We start from the raw sequence: 16,605 nt of genomic DNA on the forward strand, positions 1-16,605 counted from the left end.
CGAAATTATGCACATCAAATAAGTCATTTTTTATTAATTTGTCTGCTTACGTAAATCCGGAATTGTAACAATATCCCTGATAAGGAAGCTGCATGACTGAAATACAACAGATAGCCTTACTTCTTGGAGGTTTTGCCATTGTAGCGGTGGCAGCCAATCAGATTGCTGGGTTTTTCCAAAAAGCCAAGCTGCCTTTCATTACTGGTTTGTTAGTAATAGGCCTGTTTTCAGGTCCTTTTATTTTCAAATTACTACCAAAAGAGGCAGGGTCTGGCTTACAATTCATTAACGATATTTCCTTAGCATTTATAGCCTTTGCGGCAGCGGCCGAGCTCTACTTGAAAGAGTTAAGAGGCCAAATGAAGAGTATTAAGTGGATGACCTTTGGTCAGTTGGCCGTTACCTTCATAGGCAGCTCCGTATTGATCTACTTTCTTGCGGGACAGATCGAATTCATGCGCGACATGAACAATTCGTCAAAAGTGGCAGTAGCCATTTTGATGGCCACTATCTTTGTCGCGAGATCACCAGCCTCGGCCATCGCAGTGATCAACGAAATGCGAGCTAAGGGCCCATTTGTACAAATGGCAATGGGAGTAACGGTTATCAAGGACTTCTTGGTCATTATACTCTTCGCTATCTGTCTCTCCATTGCTACTTCATTGGTGAATGGGAATCCTTTCGACTTACAGTTTTTACTGTTCCTTTTAGCAGAGTTAGCAACCTCTTTTGCACTGGGTTATTTAGTTGGCAGAGTATTAATTCTCGCCTTGAAACTAAGGGCCAATCCCTATGTAAAAATGGTGCTCATATTGGCCGTTGGCTATTCTGTTTACCTACTCTACTATTTTGTAAAGCATTATACACTCGATCATTTCGGCCATGAGTTCCATATAGAACCGCTGCTGATTTGTATCATCGGTAGTTTCATAGTGACCAACTATTCACGTTTCAGGTATGAGTTCATCAAGTTGCTGGAAGAGATTGGTCCCATCATCTACATTTGTTTTTTCACACTAACGGGAGCCTCCGTTTCCATTGATATCCTTGTTAAAGTTATTGGAGTTGCCTTCTTGCTGTTTGGTATCCGTTTGGTTACGATGGTGGTAGGGTCAATTATCGGAGGCTCATTAGCAGGAGATTCAGCCTTATTTAAACGAATTGGTTGGATGCCTTTCGTTACCCAAGCGGGTGTTGGTTTGGGTCTAGCGACTATTGTGGCCAATACTTTTCCTGTTTTTGGTGCCGAGTTTCAGACCATAGTAGTGGCGGTTATTGTGCTGAACCAGTTTGTAGGTCCGCCATTGTTTAAATGGTCCATTCAAATGGTTGGAGAAGCACGGACAAAAGCCAACACACCTCATTTCGATGGTGTTCGCGATGCCATGATTATTGGTATTGAGTCTCAATCCGTGGCTTTGGCCAGGCAATTAAAAGAGCATAATTGGGAAGCGGAACTATTGACAAGGAGTGAGGAAATTGAAGCTTCAGAGTACCCTGACCTTGTAGTGCATAAAGTGAATGACTTCGATGTTCAATCGCTGATTGATAACAATATTGAGAAGGCTGAAGCGGTGGTTCTAATGTTGACTGATGAGGAGAACTTGGCGATTGCAGAAGTACTTTATGAGAAGATAGGTACCAAAGACATTGTAGTGAGGCTTAATCACCGCTATAATTTCGAAAAATTTCATAAACTGGACTGTCTGATAGTAGACCCAGCAACGGCTATGGTGAGTTTGATGGACCATCTGGTACGGTCGCCACAGGCGGCAACCCTTCTTTTGGGTATGCAGGAAAACCAGGATACCATGGATGTGGAGGTGCAAAACCCGAACCTACGTGGATTGGCACTTCGAGACTTGAGATTGCCTTCTGATGTTATTGTCCTATCGGTGAATCGTGGAGGTCAGAGTATTATTACCCATGGGTATACTCGTTTGAGACTAGGCGATACGCTAACTGTAGTTGGTACCAACTCGAGTTTAGAGGACGTTGCCCTGAGGTTCGAAAGATAGACGTGCTTTCGGATTACCTCTTGTCAATTCTTACAAGTAGGTTTCAATCACAGCCTTTATATTGAGTAAAAATCACGAATCATGAGACAATTGATCACACGAGTAACACTCACGCTTTTTGCCACTCTGACTTTTGGAACTGTTTCTGCCCAAAACCTTTATATCACTGGAGGTTCTTACTTCGATGTGGTTTCAGGTGAAATGGTCAGAAACCAGGGCATAGTTATTCGCAGTGGAAAGTTTGTTCGAGTAAATGAAGCTTTAGCGGCCAGCGAAGACTATGAGGAGTTGACTCTTAGCGATGATCAGTATTTATTGCCTGGCATTTTCGATTTGCATGCGCATTATCGTGTGACTTTTGATGGCGTTCGAAGAGATGAGGTAGAGGCCAATCCTGTAATCTTCCTAGCCAATGGGGTGACCTCGACCTTCCCGGGGGGTGAAATTCAACCTGAGGTGATGTTGGAGGCTCGAAGAAAAATTGATAGAGGCGAGAAGATTGGCGCACGTATTCACAGCTCTGGGCCATATTTTGGTACGGCATTTCCGGCTTGGAATAGAGGAACTACTATTGAAGACATTTATGCAACTGTAGATAAGTGGGCCGAACTTGGCGTAGCAGGATTCAAGGCCAAAGGAATTTCTCCCGTTTTACTCAAAGCACTTATTGAAAGGGCTCATCTACATGGCTTACCCGTCACGGGTCATCTGGGTTCCGGTTTTAGAAATACAGTGAACCCGAGAGATGCCATAACGATGGGGATCGATCGGGTTGAGCACTTTCTGGGAGGTGATGCACTGCCCAATACACAATCGGCCTATGCTACGCTTCAAAACTTAGACATTAACGATCCGGCTGTCGACAAACAAATAGATCACTTTATTGCCAACGGTGTTTTCTTTGATGCCACCTTAACAGCTTATGGCTATTACGGGCATAGAAACTCACTCTATGATTATTGGCATAATGAACGTCAGTATCTCACCCCATATGCTTTTGAAATCACGAAAGAAACACGTCAGGAATTGGGGATGTTCCAGAAAATCTTTGATGTGAAGAAAGTGACTGTCAAAAAATTCTTTGACAAAGGGGGGAAGATCACGCTGGGAACGGACCACCCTTCAGTAGGTGAATTTATTCCGGGATTTAGTGCGCATAGAGAAATGGAAGCATTGGTTTCAATAGGTATACCTAATGCTGAAGTTTTGAAGATAGCGACTATCAATGGTGCCGAGGCACTAAGAAAAAGTGACATTCTTGGGAGCATCGAGGTTAGTAAACTGGCGGATGCTTTTGTGATCACAGGCAATCCTCTGGAAGAGATTACGAACACCAGAAATGTTCAGAAAGTGATCAAAGGAGGGCTAGTATATGATAGCAAGACTTTACTGAAAAGTGTGGAGGGCAAGATGGGCCCTAAAGATGAGGAAGATTGGAAATAAGTGGCCTTTCGGAGTTGCCATTATCCTCCAAAGGACGGAGGAGGCTTTCAACGGGTCAATTTCGCAGAAACCCTATTTATTACTTCCTCCACCCCCTAACCCCCGCCAGCGGGGGACAATGTGGCTGGCGATAAGCGAAGGTTTAATTACCTCCGTCTCCTCCGTCTCCTCCTTTTTCCTTCTTTTCTTCAATTTTCTTTTCAATAGCTTTTTTGCGTAGCATCATTCTTCCCGGTCGCATACCTGCTCTACCGGAAAAATTTCTTTGTCCATTCTGACCCCTTTGCCCTCGCACATTATTTTGCCCACGATTTCCTCTCATTCTTTGAAGACGACCTTTTCCCTCTTTTTGAAGCTTCTGGAATTTCTCCCATTGCTCCGGTGTAAGAATGTTCTTCATTCGCTCCATCTGCTCTTGACGCTGTACAAAAGCATCTCGCTTCATTTCTTCTCTAATGGCACGTATTTTCTCCATCTGTGCCTTTCTGGTTTCTTGATTTGCCTTTAGCTCTTTGTCTAGATCCGCTTTCTGCTTATCGGTGAGCTCTAATTTGGCAGCGATTTGTTCTGTCTTAAGGAGTGTTTTATTTCCACTCTGAGCCATGACTTGACTGGCCGAAAATATAACTGTAAGTATCAGAGTAGTTCTTAATAATGACCTCATATCTCTTTCTTTTTAATTCACCCCTTGGATGTGTAAGAAACAAGATGGTTTAATGAAGAGGCTAAAGAATTTGAAATTGATGGGTCCTAAGCTTTAGCTTAGAGTATCTGAAAAGGCACCGTAACTTTGGTGTGATCCCATGCTAGAATCAAGGCTGGCCTGCCATTATCCTCTGTAAAATCTATGGTAAACAACTCTACGACATCAGGTAGTAGCTCCACGCTTGCACTTACATTTACCACGTTACTTTCGGGGTAATAGTCGGTGCCCCAGTCAGGAATTCGGCTGTTGAAAATCACCTTCCATGAAGATGCATCAGGGATGGTGACCAATGAATATTTGCCTGCTGGCAGTCGTTGATCTCCCTCGAAAATAATATCTCTGGAAACCTCAATCACGGTAGGCTCATTGGCTCCCGTTCTCCACCATTGACCATAAGGAACAAGCTCGCCAAAGATGTCTCTTCCTTTTTTGGATGGTCGGCTATAGGTGACGCGAATGTTGACATCGCTACTTGTATATTGGGCGGTCGACTCTGGGCTGTACTGTTTTGTCTGGTAAAGCATGTATTGCTGAACCCCGATAATTGCTAGTAGTACAAAGACCACTGCACCAAAAATATAAATGACGCGCTTAGACATTTAGTGTAAATATACCCATTTAGGCATTCGAAACGGCTTTTTTTCAATCCTTGTTATTTGATAGGTCTAATTCCTTTTTTAATTCCTGTCTTGTACTTGTTGAATCCCTTTTCTATATCTTTGCGGCATGGCACAGAACGAAGAGAATTTGCTCAAAAAGATTGCGAGTCACGCAAAAGAATACGGCTTCATTTTTCCATCAAGTGAAATTTATGATGGGCTTGGCGCTGCATACGATTATGGGCAAAATGGAGTAGAGCTTAAAAACAATATTAAGCAGTATTGGTGGAAAGCGATGGTACAGATGAACGAGAACATCGTTGGTATAGACGCTTCTATTTTCATGCATCCTACTACGTGGAAGGCTTCTGGCCATGTGGACGCTTTCAACGACCCGTTGATTGATAATAAAGACTCTAAAAAGCGATACAGGGCAGACGTGCTGATCGAAGATTATATCGCTAAAATAGAAGCGAAGATCAATAAAGAAGTGACCAAAGCTGAAAAGCGTTTTGGCGATAGTTTTGACAAAGCGCAGTTCTTGGCCACCAACCCTAACGTTCTTAGAAACCAATCTAAGATTGACGAAATCAATGATCGTATGGGCAAAGGGCTTGAGAACGGTGACCTTGCCGATATCAAAGCTTTGATTGAAGAACTTGGCATCGCAGACCCTGTTTCGGGTTCTAAAAATTGGACAGACGTACGTCAGTTCAACCTGATGTTCTCTACTGAGATGGGCTCTGTCGCTGACGACTCAAATAAGATCTACCTACGACCAGAAACTGCTCAAGGCATCTTCGTGAACTTCTTGAACGTGCAGAAAACGGGTAGAATGAAAATTCCTTTCGGTATCGCTCAGATCGGAAAAGCGTTTAGAAATGAGATTATTGCCCGGCAGTTTATCTTCAGAATGCGAGAGTTTGAGCAAATGGAGATGCAATTCTTTGTGAAGCCAGGCGAAGAAATTGACTGGTACGAAAACTGGAAGGCCAAGCGAATTGCATGGCACAAAGCACTCGGTTTGGGTGAAGAGAATTACCGTTTTCATGACCATGTGAATCTGGCGCACTATGCGAATGCCGCGGCCGATATTCAGTTTAACTTCCCGATGGGCTTCAAAGAACTGGAAGGAGTTCACTCAAGAACAGACTTCGACTTGAAGGCCCACGAAGAGCACTCTGGTAAGAAGCTGCAGTTCTTCGACACTGTAGAGAATAAGTCTTACGTTCCTTACGTGGTGGAGACATCCATTGGTCTAGACCGTATGTTCCTAGCCATTCTTTCAAGCGCCTTCACCGAGGAAACTTTGGAAGATGGAAGCGAAAGAACGGTATTGAAGTTACCAGCACCTTTGGCTCCTTATCATGTAGCGGTATTGCCGCTGTTGAAGAAAGAAGAGTCTGGTCTTCCTGCCAAGGCAAGAGAGGTCCTTTCGGAATTAAAATTTGATTTCAATTGTCAGTATGACGAGAAAGATGCCATTGGTAAACGTTATAGAAGACAAGATGCTATTGGTACACCTTACTGTGTGACAGTAGATCATCAAACTTTAGAAGACAATACCGTTACCATCCGCGATAGAGACGATCTATCTCAGATTAGAGTGTCTATTGACGAAGTGAAAGGCAAGCTGAAAGAGACGACTTCTATGGAGTCGTTGTTGAGGAAGCTTTAGGCAAGTTACGTGTCATTCCACCGAAGAAGGAATGACGAACCCCTTTAAAATTGTGGACAAAGAGCTAAAATAAGCCTAATTGCCCTTTACTTGTTCGGACAAATAAATCTGTTCTAAGAGGCAGTCGATGAGGAATATCCTTAAAATATTTGGCTTTGCTGAGTTCAAACATGCGATGAATAGACTGCACCATGCGGCCATTGCCTCTCATGCGCATGCCAAATCGACTATCATTGAGTTTCCCGTTGTGAGCCCCCTTGATTTGATTTAGAATCTTTTCCGCACGATCGGGGAAAGCCTGTGGCACCCAGTTTTCAAAGACCTGACCAATTTGTCCGTTTAGTCTTACCATGGTAAAGCCGGCACTTCTGGCCCCGGCATTAGCAGCGGACTTCATAATTTCCGGAATTTCATGGTCGTTGAGCCCGGGAATTACCGGGCCAATCATGATGCTGACAGGAATGCCTCGATTGGCCAATTTTTCAATGGTTTTGAGCTTTTGTTTGGCGGTAGCAGTCCTTGGTTCCAGCTTTCGCCTGACTTTTTCGTCTAAGGAGGTAAGCGAAAAATGCAATCCGATGAGATTCAGATCTGCTAGTGGACCGAGAATGTCTATATCGCGCGAGACAATTACATTCTTAGTAATTATCCCCACTGGATGCTTATACTGTAGAAAAATCTCAAGCAGCTTTCGGGTGATTTTCAATTTTCTTTCAATCGGCTGGTAGCAGTCTGTATTACCAGAAAGGACAATCGTTCTTGGGGTCCATCGTGGATTTTGAAACTGCTTTTCAAGGAGTTCAGGAGCGTTTTCCTTGTAAAGGATGACTCTTTCAAAGTCGAGGCCTGCATTGTAGCCCCAGTACTCATGGGAGTTTCGGGCATAGCAATAAATGCAGCCATGCTCACAACCCTGATAGGGGTTGAGCGAATACTCCATGCCGACATCTGGACTGGTTACCTTATTAACAATTGTCTTGGGAAAGATCTTAATGTATTTGGTTTTAGGAGCGTCCTCGTCATACTCATCGATACCTTCCAGGTGCTCTTGTACATATTCATGCATCAAGAACTTATTTTTTACCTGTATTTGTGCTCCTCTACCTTTGTACAATTGCTATATTATTTAGTAAACTAAAAATAATAGTTAAAAACTAAATATTATAGTATATATCATCAATGTTTTGGTAAAGATTATCCGTCTGACCGCTTAAAGCGGTCGGACGGTTAATTTAGACAGTCAAGAAAGCCGCACCGAAAACCCCTGCGCTGTCACCTAGTTTTGGTCTTACAATTTTAGTCTCAAGTCGAGGGTTGAAAACATGCCTTTCGGCTTCCTGAACGCCCCTGGTATAGAGTTCTTCGATATTGCCGACACCACCACCCAAAACAATTACGTCTGGGTCTAGGGTATTGATAATGGTAGATATACCCAGCCCGAAGAAATGGATAAGCCTGTCTAAAGTTTTCACCGCATTAGGGTCTTCACCGGAACGTGCAGCGGGAATGATTTCCTTCAGCCTTTTTCTGGTACCCGTAATCTCTTCGTAATAATTTTCAAGCCCAGTTCCGGAGATAATCTTTTCGGTGCACCCCGACTTGCCGCAGTAGCAATCGCCCCCTGAGGCGTCCAGGAAATTGTGGCCCCATTCACCACCAATACCATGTTTTCCGTTGATCACCTGCCCGTTGACCACCACACCTCCACCGCAGCCTGTGCCCATGATAACACCAAATACGACACTTGCATCTGGGTCTACTTCGGGAACGATACCCATTTGTGCTTCGGCAAGGACAAAACAATTAGCATCATTGGCCATCACAGTGGGAATACCGATTAGCGCTTCTAGGTCTCTTTTGAATGGCTTTTTATTAATGGATTGCGAGTTGCTGTTTTTTAAGAGTCCAGTAGGAGGGTCAATGGCCCCAGGTGTTCCCATGCCAATGATGCTCGGCCTTTCACCGACTTCATCGGCTAGATGGTCGATAAGGATTCGTATGCGATCAAGAACATGCTCATAACCACCGTCACTTTCGGTGTCTATTCTATGGCGGACGAGTACTTCGGGTTCGTCCTTGGACTTCAATACAATTCCTTCAATTTTGGTACCGCCCAAATCAATTCCCCAAAGCTTTTCTGACATGCCTTAAATTCTTTTTATCTTCTGACAATTTATAAATACAAGGTCAATGAACAAGCACATTAAAGGAATCTCAGCGTCACTTCTCCTTATTCTCTTAGCAGTGTCTTGTGGAGGCTCCGCAGAGAAGAGCGAAAATGAACATCAGGTACAGGATTATATCACCTATGTGGCCGATTCACTCTCTTTTGATTATCTCCCTGAGGTGCTATTAATGGACTATAGTGAGGAGACAGAAGAGCTCATACTTATCGACAGAAAAAGTAGGGAGGTACTAATTATTGATAATCAAGGTGCAATTGTATCAAAGTTCAATCCCCATATTGAGGGGCCGGGCTATGTGGGGAACTTTGATCATGGATGGATATTTCATGGAGAAAATCTGGTTTGCTTTAGCAATTACTATTTCTACGAGATAACTAAAGAAGGAGAGTATATAGCTAGGCACAAATACCCAGTGGAAGTCAATGGTATATGGTCATTGGACTATTTACCAGAGATGTCTATTTCTTATAAATCTCCTGAAGGCGATCCGATGTTTTTGGCATTCATCACTGAGCCTGCGGGCCATAATTATAATACCCAAGCCTTTCAAGATTCGGCACATATGCTGCATAGAATGGATCTTCAAAAGGGGACTTCAGAACCCATCATGAAGAAAAGGCCTGAGAGTATTTATAGAAACCTAGGCGCTTATGTAGATAGGGGCTGGCCTTATTTTCGTCAAGTTGATAATAACCTAGTCGTTGTGACTTACAGCATCGATGATAAATTCTATCTCTATGATGCTAATACTGATGAACTTGTTCAGACTTTCGAGATCCCAGAAGAATTTAAGCCAAAGTTTGAGACTGTACCATTCGGTTCTAAGGAAAAGCCAGATAAATTAAGAATTAACATCAAAGTCATGTCTGACGGGAAGCACATCTTTTTGAGAGTGTTGAGTACTATACCTGAGTCAGTTGAGAAGGTGCTAAGACGGAATGAAAATTGGCGCCAATCTCAGGCATACAGGGATGCTTTGAAGAAGTATTCTGACCTAAATACCCTCGTCTATAATTTGGACGGGACATATTTAGGCCCCTTAGAAAATGGAGCGGGCCTTGTGAATTATGATATGGAGAGTACGAGCGATGGGTTCTATTGGGTTCAAAGACGGTACAATGATGAAAGGCCTTACAGAACGTTCTTAAAAATTAAAGTAAAAACAAAAGAATGAGAGATATCCAAACCTCCTGTCGCATTAAAAATGCAGTTGTTATCGTCTTGATAGTGATTTCTGCTTTTGGAACAAGTTCCTGTGGTTCCTCGGAGTCGGGTTCTAAAGCGAATGTTCCTACCGAAATAAACTATGTAGCGCAAATCACAGATTCTGTTGTAGTCGATAGACTTTCGGTCTTGACAATGGAGGCGATTAACCCTGCCGGAAACCGACTGCTTTTAGTTGATGAGCAGACAAATGAGATGGTGCTGGTTAATGAGTCAGGAGAGATTACCTCGAGCTTTAATCCGTTTGTCGAAGGACCAGATTATATGGGTGATAAAAGCTTTGGCTGGACTTTTTATGGAAATGATCAGCTTGTCGGTTTTGGATATACTCATTTTGTGCGTTTCTCGGATAAGGGGAAAAGATTGCAAAGACTCTCGTACCCAATAGAGGTGGCGGGTTGGATTTATATGGACTACTTTCCAAAACGATTGATCTACTATAAGGATCAATCAACAGAAAAAGTTGTTGCGCTAATTCCTGGCTTATCAAAACCTTCACCCAGAACGCAACTTTACTATGACAGTCTTGATTTGGTCTATGCTTTAGACTTTACTAATGAAACGTCTAGACCAATTTTCAGAAGACCTGAGGAAAGCATTTATCGAACCTTGGGAAAGTATATTGACAATGGCTACCCATCCATGGATCACTTGAATAACGGCAAGTTTGTGGTAGCCTATACCAGTGACAAGAACATCTATATCTATGATGCTCCGAGTGATGAGTTGCTCAATATTCTAGAAATTCCTGAGGAACATCGACCAGAATTTGATGCCATTGAATTTAGTAGCAAAGGAAAAGTCGATCGCACGAAATCTGTGGGCTATGTCATGACAATTGGAGATAAAATTGCCGTAATGATGATGGGCAGGGTTCCCGAATCAGAACTTGAAAAAATTATGGGCATTCCTCAATGGTGGCAGTCACCTGAATTCGATCAACTGAATAATAAGTATGGTAGCACCAATTTGTTACTCTTTAATGAACAGGAATACTTGGGAGAAGTCGATTGGGATTTTGAGTCAAGTGATTACCGTTTTTTCGGTGACGCAAATGGTTATATCTGGTTGAAGCGCGCTTATGAAGACGAACGTGACTATCAGACTTTCCTAAAAGTCCGAATTGTTCCTGAAACCAATTAGTCATTAACTCTGAATACCTTTGCCTCCCAAGGTCTCATCAGCAGGTCTTCTGTAGCATCCGTATAGTTGTAAATCAACAGTTCTAAACCAGTTATAATAGGGTCGAAGTCCACTTCCTGACCAGAAAAATTGAGTACCACCAAGAACTCATTCTCTACGTCCCACCTGCGGTAAGCATAAATCTGTTTGTGATCATTTCTTATAGATTCATAATCCCCATACACAAGCGTTGGGTTGTCCTTCCGGAATTGAATCATCCTTCTGTAGAAATTCAGAATAGACTCAGTATTGCGTTCCTGATCTTCAACATTGATGTCAGGATAATTGGAGTTCACTTTGATCCACGGATCGGCTTCTGAGAAACCCGCGTTTTGCTTATCGGTCCATTGCATGGGCGTTCGAGCATTATCTCTTCCGATATTGTGAACTTTGTCTAGATAGTCTTTCGGGTCTTTGCCCTTGGCTTTTAGCTCCTTAAAGAAATTCAGCGTTTCCACGTCCTTATAATCATTCGGATCGTCAAAAGCGATGTTGGTCATACCAATTTCGTCTCCCTGATAGACATATGGAGTTCCTCTTAAACTCATCAAAAGAGTAGCGAGTAGTTTGGATGCTTTTTCTCTATAATTCCCATCCGTTGCAAAACGAGAGACCATTCTTGGGAAGTCATGATTGCCTAGGAATATGCTACCCCATCCTTTTCCCTTTAGCTTTTCGTCCCAGCGGGTAAATACATCCTTGAACTCTTGAAAGTCAATCGGCAAGGGATCGAACCGCCCTCCATCTCCCATGTTCATAAACATATGATCAAAGTGGAAGACCATATTCAATTCGTTGCGATCTTCGCCTACATAGTCCAAACCATGATCCAGCGTAATGCCCGGGCCTTCACCCACCGTCATGATATCATATTGGCTCAAGACCTCCTTATTCAATTCTTGGAGAAACTCGTGCACTCGGGGTCCATTGGCGAATTGCTTCTCAACAACTTCATCAAATCGCTTAGCCATCATATTGGCATACTCGGGACGTTTAGAGATCAATGATATTACGTCCATTCTAAAGCCATCTACTCCTTTTTCGAACCAGTACCTAACCACATCTTGCACCTCCTTGCGCACTTTGGGGTTTTCCCAGTTTAAGTCTGGTTGCTTCACCGTGAACATATGGAGGTAGTACTCCTCTGTCTGCTGGTCATACTCCCAAGTGGAACCACCAAAGAAGCCTTGCCAGTCATTAGGGGGGCCACCATTCACTCCGGGTTTCCAGATGTAGTAATCGCGATATGGATTGTTTTTAGATTTTCTGGATTCCTCAAACCACTGGTGTTCGTCTGAAGAATGATTGACTACTAAGTCCATTACCAACTTCATTCCTCTGACGTGAATACCTGATAGGAGTTCATCAAAGTCGGACATGGTGCCGAACTCTTCCATGATATTGCGGTAGTCAGCTATGTCATAACCATTGTCATCATTGGGCGACTTATACACAGGACAAAGCCAAATAACATCGATACCGAGTGACTTGATATAATCAAGCTTTTCAATCACACCAGGAATATCCCCAAGACCATCGTTGTTAGAGTCTTTAAAGCTTCTAGGATAGATTTGATATACTACACTTTCTTTCCACCAGGCCTTTGTCATGATGCTTATTTATTCGTTAACCAATAGAATTGATAAGGCTTTAAGGAAAGCCTTCCGTCTTTAATTTTTACTGCCTTCCCTGTAATCCGGTCGATCATTTTGAATGGGTTGACTTGGGTTTGAGGAAAAACGAGGTGAGGATATATTTCTTGATCAGCATCTTTGAAGTTGGCAATTACCAAGGTGTTTTGATTTTCAATGCTACGTTGAAAAGCAAAAACATGTTCGTTTGACACTTCCACCAGCTGGGTATTATTCTCATCAGCAAACTCCTCAACGGATCGCCTAACCGCTATCATCCGCTTGAGCGCTGAGAATACCTTCTCTTCTGGGGTATTCTTTTTGTTTCGCTTTTCGGCCCTTTTCCAATCCATTAATGGGCGATGTATCCAGCGGTTGTCATCACTTTTCGACTCGTCTTTTAAGAAGTCATAGTCATTGAGGGTAGCGATTTCATCACCTGCATAGATCACAGGTATACCACCATAGGAAAGAATGATGCTGTGCAATAAGTTGATTCTATCAATGGCCCTGCGAAGGCCTAATTTATTTCCTTCTTCGATAGCCTCTTCAAGTCCTGAAAGTGATGCCATAGCACCTGAAATACGAGCATCTCCGGTTTTGGGGTTGTACATAAAAGGCATTCCCTTGGCGAAAGACCCGTGAAAATCGCCAGTGAGAAATTTGGTGAGGAACTGCCGGTGAGGCCCTGGGTCAAACCCCGATTCTTGAATATGCTGATCTTCGAAACCCATGCCTATATCATCATGACATCGGGCATAATTGATCCAGGTAGTACCATTAGGCTTTGTGGGTATGTCCCTTAGACTGGCTTTCATTACTCGTGTGCTTCGCGTTGCCAAAGAATTCCAAAGCAATGCCATCAAAGTGGCATTATAAGCCATATCGTGCTCATTGCTCCATACTTCAGAGTCGCCAAAGTACTTGATAATCTCTGTGGGAGCCACTATGGCTTCAGCCAGAAAAGCAACTCCGGGAGCAGTTACTTGTGCACACAACTTAAAGAGTTGATGAATGATATGAGCTTGCGGTAGATTTTGACAAGAAGTACCAATTTGCTTCCAAACGAAGGCCACCGCATCCATTCTAAATACATCTACACCCATATTTGCCAAGTGGAAGATATTATCGATCATTTCCACTAGCACGAAAGGATTGGTGTAGTTTAAATCCCACTGATAGCCATTGAAAACCGTCATCACCCACTTTTGCATTTCTTCATTGAAGGTGAAGTTGCCAGGAGCACTTTCAGGGAAAACTTCGGGCATGGACCGCTCGAACATGTAAGGGGTTGACCGATCGGCATGCGTATGGTAGAAGGCTTGATATGCTTCGTCTCCAGCTTTGGCTTTTTTAGCCCATTCGTGCTCATCGCTGGTATGGTTGACCACGAAGTCGAGCATGACAAGGGTATTCTTTTCTCGGAGTGTTTTGGTTACGTTTTTGAAGTCTTGATTGGTACCAAATCGCCTATCAATTTTTCGATAATTGCTAACGGCATAACCTCCATCGTTCTTGATTTTTGGGCTTTCGAGCAATGGCATCAGGTGTAAGAAATTGATGCCCAGTTCTTCAAAGTAGTCCGCCTTTTCGACTAAGCCATTTAAGTCTTTATTGAATCGATCGACATAGAGCATCATACCTGTCAATTCATGGCTTCTGAACCAACCTGGATTTTCCTCTCTCTTTTGATCGGATTTCTTAAGGTATTCGGGACGCTTGAGATAAGCTTCGAGCATACGTTCGCTTAACTTTTCAAATGCCGTCATGGCATCCTCGTGTTGTCCGTAGAGCTTTTGAAACCTGCTGTAAATTTCACTGAACAAGCTTATATACCTTCTTTCAAAGTCTTCGTCTTTCTTATTTCCCATCTGCTTCCTGAGTACAGGGAGAAGCTTTTTCAGTAATAAATGGGCCGATGGGTTATACATTGAAAATTATGTTCAATACGTTCGAAAAGAGGCGGCTAAAGTATTTTATTCTAAGCTGAGAATCAATATCAGAAAGTGTTAAAGGCCTCGGTCAGAAGTTTTCCAACCGAGGCTTTTCTACAAGTTTCTATGCAAACCAGATGACGATAATGGCAGTGAGTATGAGCAGCAAGAGAGATAGGGTTCTGTAGTTTTTGTACCAAGGTAGTCCAACCAATTCTTTGGTCTCGTCTTGGTATATTCTCTTGCTCCAAATCATTCCTTCTAACTTCTCATCAGTCGGTGCTGGAGACATTGAACTGACCACCATGTTGATTACACACGCAATCACGAATAACACCGGCACGATGTATAAGAAGTGAACTCCCGTTTGATCTGTACTGATTCCTCCATAAGTCGCGAAGCAATAGGCAATCCAACCAAGGACCAGTAAATAGGAAAGTACCAAACTCCAGAAACCTCCATTGGCGTTAGATCTTCTGCTAAAGAGCCCTATTACAAAGGCGGCTACTATTGGAGGTGAAATAAAGCCGAGAATTTGCTGTAGGTAAGTCCATAATGATCGGAAAGTCTCGATCATTGGTGCCCAAGCTGCCGCGAGAATCACAAGAACCACAGTGGCTATTTGCCCAGCTCTTACTAAGCCTTTTGAACTGATACCTGGCTTAAGTTTTTGTACAAAGTCCATGGTGATCAGGGTAGAAGCAGAGTTTAAGGTTGCCGAAATACTAGATGACATTGCAGCCAATAGTCCAGCAATCACCAAACCCAGAATACCTGTTGGCAGTAGGGAGTAAATAAGTACTGGATAAGTCATGTTTGGACAGTCAGCCAAAGCACCACAAGTCTCAAAACCACCTTCCACAGGAATTTGATAATTCAAGAAACTGATATCTGTATCGGAGAATAATAGAATTGCCAAAACACCAGGAATTACCATGATGAATAGAACAGGCAGTTTCAATAAGCCAGCGAATATGGCACCCCATCGACCGTGGTTAAGGTCTTTTGCTGAAAGCACCCGCTGCACCATAAATTGATTATTCGCCCAGAAATAGAAACCTAAAAGAGGTACCCCTAGGAGTAGTCCAGGCCAAGGCATGGATTTATCAGAGGCCGGCCGTATGAGACTCAGTACCTCTCCAGAATCTTTTTCGATGGCCCCACTAGCGTGTAGGTTGTTGAGCCCATCTATCATGGCTCTCCACCCACCGACTTCGTTGAATGCAAAGTAGGTCACGAGAATTGAACCGAATATGAGGAGGACCGCCTGAATTACTTCAGTGTGTACCACTGACGAAAGGCCACCGGGAATGGTATAAGCTGCTGCCGCGAAGGCTAGCAATGCAATAATGATCCATGATGGCGTACCTGGAAATATGATTTTCAGAATGAGGTTACCTGCATAGAGACCAGAGGCAGTATCAATGATTACATTACCTACTATGGTAATTCCAGAAAAGAGGTATCGTGTTCTTGTATCATAACGCCTTTCAAGAAACTCAGGCATGGTATACACCTTGGATTTCAAGTAGAAGGGTAGAAAGAATATAGCGAATATGACAAGCACAACTGCTGCCATCCATTCATAGTTATAGACAGCCACATCGGTATTGAAGGCATCAGAGGTTAATCCGATGAGCGTATTACTACCTATGTTTGCCGCAAAGAGAGAGATCCCCACGATGGGCCAAGCCATATTTCGGCCTGCGAGAAAATAATCTTCAGAACTCTCTTGTTTTCCTTTACGGATGCCGTACCAAACGATTCCCACGAGGTACACGATGATTATCGTGTAATCACTCCATTCCAATCCAATATTGTCCATTAGTTGTTTTTAAGGTTGCCGAATCACCCAGGCATTTGCCTTGAGGAGACTTCGGTAAAAGCGCGTTTCAGTTTTGAAGCGAATAATGGGCGTTTTAGAGCCTTTCGCAACACATAATTATAAGCACTTCGAGGGGAAAATCATAGTTTTTGGCCATGAAAGCCAAGTGGCCAAAAACA

12 protein-coding genes are annotated in these 16,605 nt (G+C 43.1%); 5 read left to right on the forward strand and 7 right to left on the reverse strand.

Going from position 1 to position 16,605, the window contains the following annotated elements:
* Positions 1-92 precede the first annotated feature (92 nt).
* Together J4E76_RS10340 and J4E76_RS10345 are read left to right on the forward strand one after the other, a co-directional pair.
* The gene (locus J4E76_RS10340; RefSeq protein WP_208503866.1) at positions 93-2,018 is read left to right on the forward strand and encodes a cation:proton antiporter; all 1,926 of its coding nucleotides are present in this window, start codon (positions 93-95) and stop codon (positions 2,016-2,018) included.
* 81 nt (positions 2,019-2,099) lie between these two features.
* A complete protein-coding gene (locus J4E76_RS10345) occupies positions 2,100-3,461 on the forward strand; it encodes an amidohydrolase family protein (protein WP_208503869.1) in 1,362 nt (453 codons plus the stop codon).
* 142 nt (positions 3,462-3,603) lie between these two features.
* Here the strand turns inward: J4E76_RS10345 and J4E76_RS10350 are convergent, their stop codons facing one another.
* Both J4E76_RS10350 and J4E76_RS10355 read right to left on the reverse strand, forming a co-directional pair.
* The gene (locus tag J4E76_RS10350; protein WP_208503870.1) at positions 3,604-4,125 is read right to left on the reverse strand and encodes a hypothetical protein; all 522 of its coding nucleotides are present in this window, start codon (positions 4,123-4,125) and stop codon (positions 3,604-3,606) included.
* 98 nt (positions 4,126-4,223) lie between these two features.
* Positions 4,224-4,766, reverse strand: a complete 543-nt coding sequence (locus J4E76_RS10355; RefSeq protein ID WP_208503872.1) for a DUF2911 domain-containing protein — start codon at positions 4,764-4,766, stop codon at positions 4,224-4,226.
* 127 nt (positions 4,767-4,893) lie between these two features.
* On the opposite strand from J4E76_RS10355, the gene J4E76_RS10360 reads away from it, so the two are divergent.
* Entirely contained in the window at positions 4,894-6,444 is a 1,551-nt protein-coding gene (locus tag J4E76_RS10360; protein ID WP_208503875.1) for a glycine--tRNA ligase, read from the forward strand.
* A 64-nt stretch (positions 6,445-6,508) separates the two neighbouring features.
* On the opposite strand, the gene J4E76_RS10365 is transcribed toward J4E76_RS10360, so the two are convergent.
* On the reverse strand, positions 6,509-7,558 hold the full coding sequence (locus J4E76_RS10365; RefSeq protein WP_236017375.1) for a PA0069 family radical SAM protein: 1,050 nt from the start codon (positions 7,556-7,558) through the stop codon (positions 6,509-6,511).
* Between the two features lie 118 nt (positions 7,559-7,676).
* Positions 7,677-8,588: an ROK family protein gene (locus J4E76_RS10370; RefSeq protein WP_208503877.1), complete on the reverse strand. Its 912-nt coding sequence runs from the start codon at positions 8,586-8,588 to the stop codon at positions 7,677-7,679.
* Positions 8,589-8,634: 46 nt separating this feature from the next.
* On the opposite strand from J4E76_RS10370, the gene J4E76_RS10375 reads away from it, so the two are divergent.
* A complete protein-coding gene (locus tag J4E76_RS10375) occupies positions 8,635-9,804 on the forward strand; it encodes a DUF4221 family protein (RefSeq protein WP_208503879.1) in 1,170 nt (389 codons plus the stop codon).
* Positions 9,801-10,997, forward strand: coding sequence for a hypothetical protein (locus tag J4E76_RS10380; RefSeq protein WP_208503881.1), 1,197 nt, complete (start codon positions 9,801-9,803; stop codon positions 10,995-10,997). The genes J4E76_RS10375 and J4E76_RS10380 overlap by 4 nt, the downstream gene beginning before the upstream one ends.
* Here the strand turns inward: J4E76_RS10380 and J4E76_RS10385 are convergent.
* The 3 genes from J4E76_RS10385 to J4E76_RS10395 form a co-directional block, all read right to left on the reverse strand.
* A complete protein-coding gene (locus tag J4E76_RS10385; protein ID WP_208503883.1) occupies positions 10,994-12,646 on the reverse strand; it encodes an alpha-glucosidase in 1,653 nt (550 codons plus the stop codon). The two genes, J4E76_RS10380 and J4E76_RS10385, sit on opposite strands and share 4 nt — an antisense overlap.
* A gap of 5 nt (positions 12,647-12,651) precedes the next feature.
* The gene (locus J4E76_RS10390; protein WP_208503886.1) at positions 12,652-14,598 is read right to left on the reverse strand and encodes an amylosucrase; all 1,947 of its coding nucleotides are present in this window, start codon (positions 14,596-14,598) and stop codon (positions 12,652-12,654) included.
* A 127-nt stretch (positions 14,599-14,725) separates the two neighbouring features.
* The gene (locus J4E76_RS10395; protein ID WP_208503888.1) at positions 14,726-16,426 is read right to left on the reverse strand and encodes a sodium:solute symporter; all 1,701 of its coding nucleotides are present in this window, start codon (positions 16,424-16,426) and stop codon (positions 14,726-14,728) included.
* Between the last annotated feature and the right edge of the window lie 179 nt (positions 16,427-16,605).

The sequence above is a fragment of the Roseivirga sp. E12 genome (genome assembly GCF_017592825.1).
GTDB lineage: Bacteria > Bacteroidota > Bacteroidia > Cytophagales > Cyclobacteriaceae > Roseivirga.

Excerpts from the sequence above, each read along its gene's own strand:
- J4E76_RS10340 (WP_208503866.1), top strand. The coding sequence starts at position 93 with ATGACTGAAATACAACAGATAGCCTTACTTCTTGGAGGTTTTGCCATT.
- J4E76_RS10345 (WP_208503869.1), top strand. The coding sequence starts at position 2,100 with ATGAGACAATTGATCACACGAGTAACACTCACGCTTTTTGCCACTCTG.
- J4E76_RS10350 (WP_208503870.1), bottom strand. The coding sequence starts at position 4,125 with ATGAGGTCATTATTAAGAACTACTCTGATACTTACAGTTATATTTTCG.
- J4E76_RS10355 (WP_208503872.1), bottom strand. The coding sequence starts at position 4,766 with ATGTCTAAGCGCGTCATTTATATTTTTGGTGCAGTGGTCTTTGTACTA.
- J4E76_RS10360 (WP_208503875.1), top strand. The coding sequence starts at position 4,894 with ATGGCACAGAACGAAGAGAATTTGCTCAAAAAGATTGCGAGTCACGCA.
- J4E76_RS10370 (WP_208503877.1), bottom strand. The coding sequence starts at position 8,588 with ATGTCAGAAAAGCTTTGGGGAATTGATTTGGGCGGTACCAAAATTGAA.
- J4E76_RS10375 (WP_208503879.1), top strand. The coding sequence starts at position 8,635 with ATGAACAAGCACATTAAAGGAATCTCAGCGTCACTTCTCCTTATTCTC.
- J4E76_RS10380 (WP_208503881.1), top strand. The coding sequence starts at position 9,801 with ATGAGAGATATCCAAACCTCCTGTCGCATTAAAAATGCAGTTGTTATC.
- J4E76_RS10385 (WP_208503883.1), bottom strand. The coding sequence starts at position 12,646 with ATGACAAAGGCCTGGTGGAAAGAAAGTGTAGTATATCAAATCTATCCT.
- J4E76_RS10390 (WP_208503886.1), bottom strand. The coding sequence starts at position 14,598 with ATGTATAACCCATCGGCCCATTTATTACTGAAAAAGCTTCTCCCTGTA.
- J4E76_RS10395 (WP_208503888.1), bottom strand. The coding sequence starts at position 16,426 with ATGGACAATATTGGATTGGAATGGAGTGATTACACGATAATCATCGTG.